Source organism: Aquabacter cavernae, from assembly GCF_003993795.1.
In the GTDB taxonomy this organism is placed as follows: Bacteria; Pseudomonadota; Alphaproteobacteria; order Rhizobiales; family Xanthobacteraceae; genus Aquabacter; species Aquabacter cavernae.
Genome location: NZ_RWKV01000017.1, coordinates 148,931 through 163,099, shown reverse-complemented (window position 1 = coordinate 163,099; position 14,169 = coordinate 148,931). Strand labels below are relative to the sequence as shown.

The window sequence follows — 14,169 nt, the reverse complement described above, 5'->3', positions numbered from 1 at the left end:
AACAGGAAACGTCCCCCGCCGAGGGGTTATATCTGACCGGGAGACGAGCTTGCCGTGCCCGGTGCGATGTCCTTCAGGAGGACCGTTCCCTGCTCCGTGCCATCGCTGATCCACAGCTCGGAACCATGGACCCCGTCATTGGCCCGGAACACGAACTTTCCACCCCCGATATCCGTGATGCCGGAGACACTGGAGGGGTTGATGCCGGGATAGATATCCTTGAGGAGAAGGGTGCCCTGTGCCGTGCCGTCGCTGATCCACAACTCGCCACCGGTCAGTCCGTCCGAGGCCTGGAAGGCGAATTTGCCCCCACCCAGCGCCACGATGGCTGTCGGGTCTGAATGGGCCGCGTTCGGCGCGATGTCCTTGAGGAGGACAGTCCCTTGATCGGTTCCGTCGCTGATCCATAGCTCACGGCCGGTCGAGCCGCCATTGGCTTGGAAGACGAACTTGCCACCGCCGATATCCGTGAGACCGGTGGGATTGCCGCCGCCGGAGCCCAGCCGTATCTCCTTGAGAAGGCTCGTTCCCTGCGCTGTTCCGTTCGTGATCCACAGTTCCGTTCCAACCTCTCCGTCGTCCGCGGCAAACACGACCCTGCCGCCGCCGATGGCGATAAGGCTGGTCGGGTTAGAGGATGCGCTGCCGGAAGCAATATCCTTGAGAAGCGTGGTTCCACTGGTGGTTCCGTCAGAGACCCACAGTTCGTTGCCATTGGCCGAGGTGCCGTTACTGGCAACGAAGACGAAGGTGCCGTTTCCCAAACTGACGATTTTTCCGGGACTGGACGACAAGGCGCCGGCCGCGATGTCCTTCAGCAGCACAGTTCCCTGCGTGGTCCCGTCGCTGATCCACAGCTCGGTGCCACTGACGCCGTCCGTGGCTTGAAACACGAACCTGCCATTGCCGATGGGGGTGAAGTTCGTGGCACTGGAGGAGGCAATGCCCGGAGCGATGTCCTTGAGAAGCACGGTTCCTTCAGGCGTCCCATCGCTGATCCACGCCTCGGTGCCGGTGTCGGCGTGGTTCGCCCGAAAAACAAACTTGCCGCCGCCGATATCGGTAAAACCTGTGGCCGCGGAACCTCCACTGCCCGGATTGATATCTTTGAAAAGCCGTGTCCCTTCAGGCGTTCCGTCGGTGACCCACACTTCCGAGCCATTGGTGGCGTCGGTCGCCCGGAAGAAGATTGTCTGGATGCTTGCCCCACCCTCCAGTACGGGCGCGGCATTGGGCGCGGCGATGGTGACGGCCTGTGTCTGTCCGGCAAGCGTCGCGGTGCCGTCGGAGACGGCATAGGTGAGGGTGAGCGTGCCCATGAAGCCGGTGGCCGGGGTCAGGGTCCAGGTGCCGTCGCCATTGTTGACGAGCGTGCCGCCGGAGGCGGTGAGGCCGGTCACCTGGAGCGTGTCGCCCTCCGCATCGCTGAAGCCCGCCAGGAGGTCGGCGGCGGAAAAGACGTAGGCGGTGTCCACGGTTCCGCGCGCCAGCGTCGCGGTGGGCGCGCCGGTGGGGGCGTCGTTCACGGCGCTCACGGTCACCGTGAAGGAGAGGGGACTGCTGGCGGCGCCTTCGTCGTCGGTGGCCACCACGGTCAGGATGCGTGCGGCCGTGTCGGGGTCTTCCGAGCTGTTGACATAAGCCACGAGGCGCAGCGCGGCCTGATAGGCGGCGGCGCTGGCCGTGCCGGACAGGGTGAGGGTGTGGGTGGCCGCGTCATAGCTGGCGGTGATGCCCGAGGGCAGGACCCCCGCCAGGGACAGGGCCTCGGCGGCACCGTCCGAGGCGTTGGAGAGAGTCACCACCAGCGAGGTGAGCGGCGAATTCTCGGCGTCGGTAATGCTCGTGCTGGCGGCAATGAGCACCGCCCCGCCATTCTCCGTGAAGGCGGCGGGGACAACGGTGGGGATGAAGACGCCCGGCGCGAAGCTGGCCGGGTTCGATCCGTTGGAGCCTGGAAATATATCCTTAAGGAGGCCGGTGCCCGCTTCGGTGCCGTCCGTCACCCACAATTCGGCGCCGTGCGTCCCGTCCGTGACCCGGAACACCACGCGCCCATCGCCGAGGCTGGTAAAAGACGCGAAGGTGGAACCGGTTGCGCCGGGCGTGATGTCCTTGACCAGAAAGGTGCCGTCAGCTGTCCCATCTGTGACGTACAGCTCTCGGCCTTGCGTGGCGGAGATGGCGATAAAGACAAATCGCCCGTCGCCGAGCGCGGTGAAATTGTCGGGGGAAGAGCTGCCCGTGCCGGCATACAGGTCCTTCAGCAGGACCGTTCCGGCTTCGGTGCCGTCGGTGATCCACAATTCGCGGCCGGTGGTATTGGGGCCGTTTGTAACGCCGTCTTGGGCGGCGAACAGAACCTTGCCATTGCCGAGATATGTGAGGCCCGTGGGCGAGCTGCTGCCGGTGATATTGATATTCTTGACAAGGGTGGTGTTCGCCGTCGTCAGGTCGGTGATCCACACCTCGGCATCGCCGCCGGTGTTCGAGACGAACACGTATTTGCCATTCTCCAGCGACGTGATGCCGGAAATGCCGGAACTGCCGGATCCGACATAGGTGTCCTTGAGGAGAACAGTCCCGGCCTCGGTGCCGTCGCTGATCCACAACTCGATGCCCTGGGTCCCATTATTGGCGCCGAACAGGAAGCGTCCGTCGCCAATCGGCGTGAAGACCTGCGTCGTAGTCACACCATTTGCGGTACCAGGATTGATGTCTTTCACCATGCGGGTGCCGGCGGCGGTCCCGTCAGTGATCCACGTTTCGATGCCGTTAGTGCCATTCGTGGCCGTGAACACGACCCGGCCATCCCCGAGCGCCGTGAAATTGGCCGGGTTGGACGTATTGGTGCCGAGATTGATGTCTTTCAGCAGGACGGTTCCGGCCGAGGTCCCATCAGTGACCCAAAGCTCGTGGCCGGTAGTAGTCCCGCTTCTGCCGACAAAGACGAACTTCCCCTCGCCCACGGGCGTGAAGCTGGTGCTGGAGAACACGCCGTCATTGACGCCGGAGTAAAGCTCCTTGAACAGCACCGTTCCCGCTGACGTACCGTCTGTCACCCACAATTCGTAGCCCTGCGACGCGGTCATGGCGGTGAAGATGAACCGCCCATCGCCGAGGTCCGTGAAGCCGCGGGGAAAGGAGTCAGCGGTGCCGGAAGCGATATTTTTGAGCTGAACCGTGCCGGCCGTCGTCCCGTCGGTGAACCAGAGCTCCACGCCCTCGCCGCCATTGGCCTGGAACAGGAACCCTGAGAGCGGCTCGGCGGGACGCACCACGGGCGCGGTGTTTTCCTCGGTGAAGGTCAGGGCCAGCGACTGCCCGCCGAGCATGGCGGTGCCATCGGAAACGCCGTAGGTGAGCGTGATGGCGCCCGTGAAGCCGGCGGCCGGCGTCAGGGTCCAGGTGCCGTCGCCATTGTTGACGAGGGTGCCTGAGGAGGCGGTGAGGCCGGTCACCTGGAGCGTGTCGCCCTCCGCATCGCTGAAGCCCGCGAGAAGGTCGGACGCCGCGATGGTGTAGGCGGTGTCCATGGTTCCGCGCGGCAGGAGCGTGGTGGGCGCGCCGGCGGGCGCGTCGTTCACGGCGGTCACCGTCACCGGAAGGGAGAGGGGCGCACTCGCGGCGCCATCGGCGTCGGTGGCCACCACGGTCAGGTTGCGCGTGGCGGTGTCCGGGTCTTCGGAGCTGTTGGCATAGGCCACGAGCCGCAGAGCCGCCTGGTAGTCGGCGGCACTGGCGGCGCCGGACAGGGTCAAGGTGTGGGTGGCGGCATCATAGACGACGGTGATGCCCGCCGGCAGCGACCCCGCGATGGACAGGGTCTCGGCAGCCCCGTCCGGGGCGCTGGAGAGGGTGACGACGAGCGAGGAGAGGGCCGCGCTGTCGTCATCGGTGAGGCCGGCGGTGGCGGCGATGAGCACCCCCGCGCCATTCTCCGTGAAGGCGGCGACGGACGGCGTGGGGACATAGGTGAAGGGCGTCAAGGCGGTGGGCGATGATCCCGTGCTACCGGGATTGATGTCCTGGAACAGGACGGTGCCTGCGGCGGTCCCGTCGGTGACCCACAATTCGGAACCATTGGTGCCGTCATTGACTGTAAAGACGAACCTGCCGTCGCCCAGGGCGTGGAAATTCGCGGGTGCGGAATTGCCACTGCCGGGATTGATGTCCTTGAGCAAAACGGTTCCCGCAAAGGTCCCGTCGCTGATCCACAATTCGGCGCCGCTGCTGCCGCCATTGGCCTGGAAAATGAACGTCCCGTCGCCGATGAGCGTGATGTTCTGCGGGACGGAATGCCCGCTTCCGGGATTGATGTTCCTCAGCACATTGGTGCCCGCGAGGGTCCCGTCGCTGATCCACAACTCGCTGCCGCTCACACTGTCGCTGGCCTGGAACACGAACCTTCCGTAGCCGAGAGCGGTGAAGTTGGAAGGGTTTGAATTTCCGACACCTGAATAGATGTCCCTGACCAGGGTGGTGCCGGCTGCCGTCCCATCGGTGATGTAAAGCTCATTCCCATTGTCGGTGATGGCGGCAAAAACCGCCTTTCCGCCGCCAATCGGCGTGATGTTAATGGGGGAGGAGCCCGTAGCACCTGGGAGGATATCCTTCAGGAGAACCGTTCCGGCCTCAGTCCCGTCGGATATCCAGAGTTCATCGCCCGTGGTGCCGTCATCGGCGCGGAAGAGGAACTTTCCATCTCCAATGACAGCGAACCCGGACCGAAACCCGTTCGCTGTCCCGGGATCGATGTTCTTGAGCAGCACGGTGCCCGCAGCCGTCCCATCGGTGATCCATAGCTCACGTCCGGCTGCGCCGGTGAGGGCAGAGAACACAAACTTGCCGCCGCCGATGGACGTCATGTCGCCGAGACTGGAACTGGCACTTCCGGGATTGATGTCCTTGAGCAGAGTTGTCCCTGCCGCCGTCCCGTCCGTGATCCATAGCTCGGTGCCGTTGGTCGTGTCGTAGGCGGAAAATATGGCCCGTCCATCGCCTAGGGCTTGAAAGTCCGAGGGACTGGAATTGTTGGCACCAGCCCGGATGTCCTTGACCAGGACCGTGCCCGCCGCCGTCCCGTCCGTCACCCACAATTCATTGCCGTTGACGCCGTTATTGGCGGCGAACACCGCCTTTCCGTTGCCGAGATCGGTCAAAAGCTGCGCGCCTGAGCCCGATGTGCCGGAATAGATGTCCTTGACCAGCCTGGTGCCGCCGGCCGTGCCGTCGGTGAACCACAGCTCGGTGCCCGTGCCCGCGCCTGCAGCCTGGAAAAGGAGGCCGGAAACCGGCCCTGTTGCGCTCAGCACCGGGGCCGCATTGGCGGCGAGGCTGCCGACATCGGCGGGTGCGCGCAGGACGGTGCCGGCAAACGGCAGGGCATCGAAATCTCGCAGCACGGCAATCTCCTCGTCGCCCGGCAAACGGGCTTAAATTCATGCGCCGGACGCATTGGAGCCGTCCGGTCGTCCCAGAAAATGGGATCGCAATCAGAGAAAAAGTTTGCAGAGCGACCCAATGGCGCCCTCGTAGCAAGGATTCTTGAAATTAAGATGTATTAATATTGTATTTCTGATATATATTTTATTATAAGTTTAGTCGTATAAATAATTTTATTACATAAATTTCATAAAATTACAGGGCGTAAGCGAAACATTTTCAGATATTTTGCACGTACGTAAGTGTGTCGCCAAAGGAGATGTTTGCACGGCACCCAAAGCGACGCACGCATGACACATTCGGTTGATCATTTAAACTAATATTATATTTTAAAGCCGAATCGCAGGTGTGTTTGTTGTCCATTTGTCTATACGCTTAGTCAAATATACATAAAATATTTGAGTATCGACTGTGGACATAAAAAACTGAATTGGATATCCCCGCCGCATCGAAGCGGGGATGCATTAGGTGGCTGACAGTCATGGTCAGGCGGGCCCTGTCGGCCCCCTTTCGAAAGACACCTCTCGGGGCGAGGGGCGCGCATCGTTCCGCAGCCGTTTGAGGCGGCAAGTCCCGTCTTTCCTGCTTCGCTCAACGGCACTGGCCGGCACCCTCGCGGGTTTCCCCTTCGCCTTCTATTCGCGCGCCTATGCGCAGAATTGCAGCCCGGTGGTGGCGACCTATGCCGTCAGCGGTGCGAGTGCCGGCGGCAAGCCCAATACCAAGGTGCCCGCCGTCACCTTCAATTGCGTCGTGCCCGTTGACGACACGCCGCTGGACAGGCCCCGTTATGCCTATGGCGGCGCCTACAGCTTCTATTTCGCTCCGCCCGAGCAGGTGCGGCAGGAGACGAGCGGGAAAAAATACAGCTATGCCGGCGCCATCGCGGGCCAGCCGGGGCTCAACATCACGCTGACCAACGGCCTCTCTCTTGCGGTCGCCACGAGCTATTCCAGCTTCTCGCTCCTCGCCGCCGCCCCGCAGGCCAGCAAGCCGCCCCATAAGCCGCAGAAGCAGTCCTCCACGCTCTCGGTGGTGTCGCGCGGCAGCAATGCCTGGAGCACGCACGTAAAGGGCTGGTACACGCGCTATAGGGGCGGGACCGGCGGTGTGGTCACCATCGTCAATACGGGAACGCTGGCCAACACGACACCGTCCGGGGCCGCGATCTACGGTCTGTCGGTGGGTGGTGACGCCTATTACGGCAGCGGCGGCGCGGGCGGCAACGTCAGCATCACCACCAGCGGACAGGCGACCTCATCGAGTGCGGCCGTGGTCGGCATGAGCATTGGCGGGGCATCCGGCGTCACCAAGGGGCAGCATTTCGGCTCGGGCGGCATTGCGGGCGGCGCGGGCGGGCAGGTGGCCATCACCGTCACGGGCGATGTGGCATCGCTCTCGGCCGGCCCCGCCATTCTCGGCGCGTCCTATGGCGGAAACGCAACCTTCCAGACCAACGCCATCTATGCGTACGGCCTCAAGAATGCCTTCGCCATGGGCAATGGCGGCGCGGGCGGGCAGGTGGATGTCACGCTCGGCAGCACCGATGCCGCCTTCGCCGGAACCATCGCCTCCAAGAGCGTCGGCGTTGTCGCGAGCCGGCTGGCCATGTCCACGGGCGGCGCCATCGTCGCGCACAGCACCGGGGGGCGGGGCCTCGGCCATTACAAATATTCCGGCGTTCACTCCTATTACAACGGCGGAGACGGAGGCGCCGTCAATGTCACCGTTCACGGCGGGGCGGCGGCGCGGATCGTGACCATCGGCGATGCCTCGCCCGGCATCTATGCCCAGAGCCTGGGCGGCGGGGCCTATCACAATGGAACGGCGCCGAAGGTTGTCGGCGGCAATGGCGGCGCGGTGACCGTGACGCTCGCGGGTGGCGGCACCATCGCCACGGAAGGCCAGCATTCCTTTGGCATCCTCGCCCATTCCGTCGGCGGGCAGGGCGCCTATGGGGTGAAGGGCAGCGTCCATGCCGCGACCGGCGGCGTCGTCACCGTCACCAGCGACTTCTCGATCTATACAGTCGGCCGCTATTCCCACGGCATCGTCGCCCAGTCCACGTCCTCCACCCAGGGCGACGGCCTGTTCGTGAATTCCGGCAGCAAGAATATCGTCTGGGGCACGAACAACTCCTATGGCCCGGGAAGCAACGACGTCCACGTTACCAATAGCGGGAAGATCGAAACCTTCGGCATGGATGCGGGCGGCATCGTCGCCCAGTCCATCGGCGGCGGCGGCGGCCTGCTCACCTCCAACGGCCCCGCCGATCTCAGCACGCTGACAGCCACGAGCACGAGCACCGGCCAGCAGGTGGGCGGCAATGTGGGCACCACGCACGGCTCCGATGTGCATGTGGTCAATACGGGCGTCATCATCACCCATGGCGGCCTGATCAGGCAGTATTCCGCGGATGGCGGCAGCTATCTCCCGCCGGAAAGCGCGACCACCGGCGGGGGCATCGGCATCCTCGCCCAGTCCATCGGCGGCGGCGGCGGCACCAATACGGGCACCGGCGTTCTGGGCTTCATGGGCGGCGGTTCCGCCGCCATCAAGGATCTGGGCGGATCAAACGGCGGCTATGCCGGGGTACGCAATTACGGGTCCGTCTCCACCGCAGCGTCCGAGGCCCACGCCATCATGGTGCAGTCCATCGGCGGCGGCGGCGGCAGCGGGCGCAACAAGGCCGGGCTGGTGGTCACGGTGGGCGGGCGCGGCGGGGCCGGCGGCAATGGCGGACAAGCCTATGCCTACAATGCCGGTACGCTGCTCACGGTGGGCGACTATGCCAGCGGCATCATCGTCCAGTCCATCGGCGGCGGCGGCGGCAATGGCGGCCGGGCGGCCGGCTGGTCGCACGAGATCGGTGTCTCCGTGGGCGGGTCCGCGGGCGGGGGCGGCAATGGCGGCGCCGTCTCGGTCAAGACCTCCAAGACCAGCGATATCACCGCCCAGGGGACCATGGGCCACGCCATCCTCGCCCAGTCCATCGGCGGTGGCGGCGGCATCGGCGGCTCGTCGAAGCAGAGCACGGACAGCCTGCTTGTGGGCATGAGCGTCGCGTTCGGCGGCACGGGGGGCACCGGCGGGGCCGGCGGCTCCGCCAAGGTGGAGAATGCGGGCAAAGTCAGCACGCTCTACCAGAATTCCTACGGCATGCTGGTCCAGTCCATCGGCGGCGGCGGCGGGGCCGGCGGCGGGTCCAGCGCCCACAGCATGACCATCGGCGTGCCCCTTCCGCAGAACCCGAAGGAGACGGTGGGCCTGTCGGTGGCGGCCACGCTGGGCGGCACGGGCGGCACGGGCGGCGCGGGCGGTGCCGTGTCCGGCATTCTCGACAAGACCGGCTCCATCGCCACCCTGGGTGACGGCAGCAGCGGCATGGTGGTGCAATCCATCGGCGGCGGCGGCGGCGCGGGCGGCGATGCCTTGTCCTCGTCCACCGTCACCACCATGAGCAACATTCTCGGCAGCGCGGTTCTGCCGAAAATGCTGAAGTTCAAGGACGATGCCTTCACCATGGACCTGTCGTTCGCCTTCGGCGGAAGCGGCGGCACGGGCAATGTGGGCGGCACCGGCTATGCCCATAATCTCGGCCGCATCTCCACTTCGGGCGACTTCGCGGACGGCATCCTGCTGCAATCCATCGGCGGCGGTGGTGGCGCGGGCGGCTCCGGCGATGCCCAGAGCGTCTCCTTCATCTCCGCCGCGACGGCGTCGGCCGATCTGAGCGCCGGCGGCAAGGGCGAGACCGGCGGCCTGGGCGGCAAGGTGCAGGGGGGCGTGGGCAATACCGGCTCCGTCTATACGACCGGGCACAATTCATCCGGCCTCGTGGTCCAGTCCATTGGCGGCGGCGGCGGAAAGGGTGGCGCGGGCGCGGGGGCCGGGGCCGGCAAGACCGTCATCCAGATCGGCATCGGCGAGACGGGCGGCAGCGGCAACAAGGGCGGCCTCGTCTATGCCTGGAACAATGGCAGGATCGTCACCACCGGCGATGCCAGCGTGGGCCTGCTCGCGCAATCCATCGGCGGCGGCGGCGGGCAGGGCGGATCGGGCACAAGCTCGGTCTCCCAGAAGATCCAGATGACCCCCTTCCTGGCGGAGCAGGCGGGCGACAAGATCAACGCCGCCCTGAAGACCTATGTGGCCGACAATCTGAAGGTGGGCCTCAACTCGCCCTCCTTCACCGTCACCGGCACCATGCGCACCGGCTCCAATGGCGGCAGCGGCGGCGATGGCGGAACGGTGTTCGTGGGCGTGGCCAAGACCGGCACGTCCATTTCCATCGGCACGACCCAGACCGTCGGCACCTTCGCCCACGGCATCGTCGCCCAGTCGGTGGGCGGCGGCGGCGGCATGTCGTCCTTGGCCTCGCCCGCCAATTCCTATTCCCTCAGCCAGAGCGGCAACGCGCTCGGCCAATGGCTGCAGGACAATCTGAGCTTCGACCTCAAGAGCCTGAAGGGCACGGCGAGCTTCGCGACCTTCACCACCGGCTCGTCCAGCGGGGGCTCGGGCAAGGGCGGCGCCGTCACCGTCTATGCCAACAGCGTGCAGGCCGCCGGCTTCGGCGCCCATGGCGTGGTGGCGCAGTCCATCGGCGGCGGCGGCGGCAATGCGGAGTTTTCCGGCTATGCCGTCTCCGCCATCACGGCGTCGCTGGGCGCCACCTCCACCGACAAGTCGGACAATGCCTCCGGCGGCGCGGTGAGCGTGAAGACGCTGGGCAGCACCCACATCAAGGTCAGCGGCGACAATGCCAACGGCATCGTCGCGCAGTCCATCGGCGGCGGCGGCGGCATGATGGGGATCGCGCTCGGCACATCCGCGCGGATCAATGACGACACGCTCCAGAACATCGTGACCATGACGCTGGGCGGCACGATGAATCCCAACAATGTCAACACCCTGGATGGTGGCGTGGTCTCCATCGACCATGCCGGGACCATCGTCACCAGCGGCACGCGATCGGCGGGCATCATCGCGCAATCCATCGGCGGCGGCGGCGGCCTGCTGTCCATCTCGGAGGCCAACCTTGCCGATGTGAAGTTCGCCGCCGACCAGACGCGCGGCGCCGGCTATGCCGTGAATGTCTCGCTCAGCGGCAACGGCTCCATCGTCACCAGCGGCGACGGCAGCGCGGGCATCATCGCGCAGTCCATCGGCGGCGGCGGCGGGCTGGCGGCGGACATGAACGGCTGGATCTACGCCTATTACACCACCACCGCCGCCTCCCTGAGGAAGAATCCGGGCTATGCCCATGACCATCACGGCCGGCATTCCGGCATCGTGACCGTGGACGTGGCGGCGGGGGCCTCCATCACCACCACCGGCCGCTATGCCCACGGCATCGTGGCCCAGTCCATCGCCGGGACGGGCGGCATCTTCGAGCGCGGGGGCAAGCTCTATGCGGGCTCCCTGCACCGGAACGGGGACAACAACCAGGCGGGGGTGAAGGTCACCGTCGCCGGCAGCGTGACCACCACCGGCCCGGATTCCTGGGCCGTCTGGGGGCAGACGCAGAATACCTATGCGAGCGTGGTGGTGAGCCCCGGCGGCGCGGTGTCCGGCTATGCGGGGGCCTATCATTCCGGCGGCGCGGTGGCGCTGTTCGGCAATGAAGGCGCGGCGCTGACCATCACCAATAGCGGCCATCTGGCGGGCAACGTCATGCTGAATACCGGCAAGGGCGTGACAGCCGGGCGGCTGGTGACGGAGGGCACCGGCACCTTCCAGCCGGGCGTGATCGTGGACGTGGCCTATTCCACCATCAACGGCACCCTCAATGTGGGCGGAACCGGCACCACCCAGACCACCCGTTTCACCGGCGATCTCGTCACCACGGGCGAAGGCGCGCAGTTCCAGGCCCGGAGCTATTTCCGGGGTGCGCAGGCTCAGACCTGGAGCACCGCCACCTCCAGCCGTGGGGGCGTGATCGCCGATCTCGACGTGGACATGGCCGCAGGTACCAGCGACCGCATCATCGTGGACGGCCGGATGAGCGGCACATGGGGCCTGAGCCTGAAACCCACCACCTTGCTTCCCAACGCCAAGGTGAACTTCCTATCGGTGGCGGGCGAGAACACGGCGGATATCACGGTCCTGTCCAGCCACATCTTCAGCTTCACCACGCCATCCCAGGACGCGAGCGGGTGGACCGGGTTCAGCATCGCGAAGGCCGATTTCGCGGGGGCGGGGCAGGGGCTCGGCGCGAACAGCGCGGCGGCGGCCGGCGGATTGCAGAATGCCTGGGACGCGCTGGCCAGCGGCCGCGCACAGCAGGCGGCGACGGACGGCATCTCCATCGGCGCGGCTTTCGCGGCCTTCCACGGCTCCGAGCCGGCAACGGTCGGCGACATGATGGATGCGGTCTCCACGGAGACGGCGGGCGCGGTGAATGTGCTCGCGGTGGAAATGGCCATGATGACCGCCGCCAGCGTGCTGGACTGCCCGACCTTCACCACGGATGCCGTCCTGCAGGAGGAATCCTGCGCCTGGAGCCGCGGCATCGGCGGCATGGCCCGGCGCAGCGGCGCCTTCGATGCCAGCGGCTTCTCCATGGCCTCCGGCGGGCTTCAGCTCGGCGGCCAGACGGCGTTGGGGGAGGGCTGGTATCTGGGCGGCAGCGCGGGCGTGCTGTGGGGCAATTTCACGGGCACCGGCAATGGCGAGCAGGCGAGCGCCACCACCGGGCTTCTGGCGGTGGCCCTGAAAAAGGAGATCGGCCCCTGGCTCTTCTCGGCGGCCATGGGCGGCGGATATAGCTGGACCGAGAGCAGCCGCTTCATCAGCCTCGGCACCTACAACGCGCAGGCGGAGGCATCGCCGGAATCGGGCTTCCTGTTCGGCCGGTTGCGCGGCTCCTACGAGGTTCTGCTGGGCAACGACTTCTATATGCGCCCGACGGTGGATCTCGATGTGATCGCCGTCCACCAGCAGGGCTATACGGAGAGCGGGGCCGGGGCGCTGAACCTCAATGTCCGGAGCAACAGCCAGAGCTTCTATGCCATCACGCCCAGCGTGGAATTCGGCCAGCGGCTGAACCTGCCGGGCGGCGCGGGCCGCCTCTATCTCAGCCTCGGCGCCACCTTCATGTCCGGCGACGATTGGCAGACCAGCGCGACCTTCGCGGGCGTATCCGACATGGATGCCTTCAGCAGTTCCGTTCCCATTGCCGGAGACCTTGCGCGCATCGGCCTGGGTCTGGACCTGCCGCAGAGCGCGGGCTTCCAGGTCAAGGTTCAGTATGACGGGGCCATCGGCACCGATTTCCAGGCCCATGGCGGGTCCGTGTTCCTGAATTTCCGCTTCTGACCGAGGTTCGGGCCGGGCGCCGGGCGGCGGTCCGGCCTTTCCCCCTCATGGGTCGCCACGGCGCCAGCCGCACAGGATTTCCGATAATGACCACCGATGCTTCGGCCCCCGCTCCCGCAGATGCGGCGCAGGCCGACACCCTGCTGCAGACCAGCATCACCTGCTCGCGCGGGTTTGCCCAATGGCTGGCGATGCACAATTGCTCCATCGCCTTCACCTCCTACCAGACCGGGCAGCTCTTTCTCGTGGGCGTATTGCCGGACGGTTCGCTCTCCCTGCACCAGCGCAATTTCGTGCGCGCCATGGGCCTGTGGGCCAGCGCGCAGACGCTTCTGCTGGCGGGCCTCGCCCAGATCTGGCGCTTCGAGAATGTCCTCGGCCCCGAGGAGCGGGCCAATGAGCATTTCGACCGGCTCTATGTCCCCCGGCGCGGGCAGACGGTGTCCGATCTGGATGTCCATGAAATGGGCATCGATGCCGCCGGGCGGCTGATCTTCGTCAACACCCGCTATTCCTGCCTCGCCACGGACAGTGCTTTGCATTCCTTCAAGCCGGTATGGCGCCCGCCCTTCATCTCGCGCCTTGCGCCGGAGGATCGGTGCCACATGAACGGGCTTGCCATGGAGGACGGCGTGCCGCGCTTCGTGACGGCCGTTTCCACCACGGACGTGGTGGATGGCTGGCGCGCCCACCGGCGCGACGGCGGCGTGGTGGTGAATGTGGCCACCGACCAGATCGTCGCCGAAGGCTTGTCCATGCCCCATTCGCCGCGCCTGTATGGCGGGGCGCTGTGGCTGCTGGATTCCGGGAATGGCGCGCTTGTCCGCATGGACCCGAACGGGGGCGCACGCGAGACCGTGGCCTTCTGCCCGGGCTTCATGCGCGGCCTCGCCTTCCATGCGGGGCACGCCATCATCGGCCTCTCCCTCGCCCGCCACGAGGGGGTATTCTCCGGCCTCAACCTTCAGGACCAGCTGGACAAGCGCCGGACGGAAGCCTGGTGCGGCATCCAGATCGTCAACACCCGCAACGGCGATATCGTGGAATGGCTGCGCCTTGAGGGCGGCATCCGCGAATTGTTCGATGTGCAGGTCCTGCCCGGCGTGCGCTGCCCCATGGCGCTTCCCACCTTCGGGCCGGACCTTGCGAGCTTCATCACCATCGAGGCGCCCGATCGCCCCCTTTCCGAGCGGGGCTGGCTGGATCCGCTCGCCTCCTAAGGCCGGCGAATTCTCGGGCCTGTCCGCCGGCGGGGGGAGCGTCGCGCAGGCTTCATGTTTCCGGGGCTATCTGGGATGAAATCGACCGTGTGTGCTCAACTGGTCGTGAAGAGTCTTGCTCTTCTCTCGCTTGAACCGCACAGTCATTGACGTTGCGAGACGCATTTTGCTTCGTGGGAGTGCG

Annotated in this window: 3 protein-coding genes; 2 read left to right on the top strand and 1 reads right to left on the bottom strand. The window is 65.8% G+C overall.

The window, feature by feature from the left end:
* Positions 1-26 precede the first annotated feature (26 nt).
* On the bottom strand, positions 27-5,405 hold the full coding sequence (locus EJJ38_RS18765) for an ELWxxDGT repeat protein (protein WP_164738578.1): 5,379 nt from the start codon (positions 5,403-5,405) through the stop codon (positions 27-29).
* A 598-nt stretch (positions 5,406-6,003) separates the two neighbouring features.
* Between EJJ38_RS18765 and EJJ38_RS18760 the strand changes: the two genes are divergently transcribed.
* Positions 6,004-12,765, top strand: coding sequence for an autotransporter outer membrane beta-barrel domain-containing protein (locus tag EJJ38_RS18760; protein WP_127091966.1), 6,762 nt, complete (start codon positions 6,004-6,006; stop codon positions 12,763-12,765).
* Positions 12,766-12,851: 86 nt separating this feature from the next.
* Positions 12,852-13,985, top strand: a complete 1,134-nt coding sequence (locus EJJ38_RS18755; RefSeq protein WP_164738577.1) for a TIGR03032 family protein — start codon at positions 12,852-12,854, stop codon at positions 13,983-13,985.
* Positions 13,986-14,169 lie beyond the last annotated feature (184 nt).

Bases quoted from the DNA above. Each gene is read 5' to 3' on its own strand.
- EJJ38_RS18755 (WP_164738577.1), top strand. From the start codon at position 12,852: ATGACCACCGATGCTTCGGCCCCCGCTCCCGCAGATGCGGCGCAGGCC.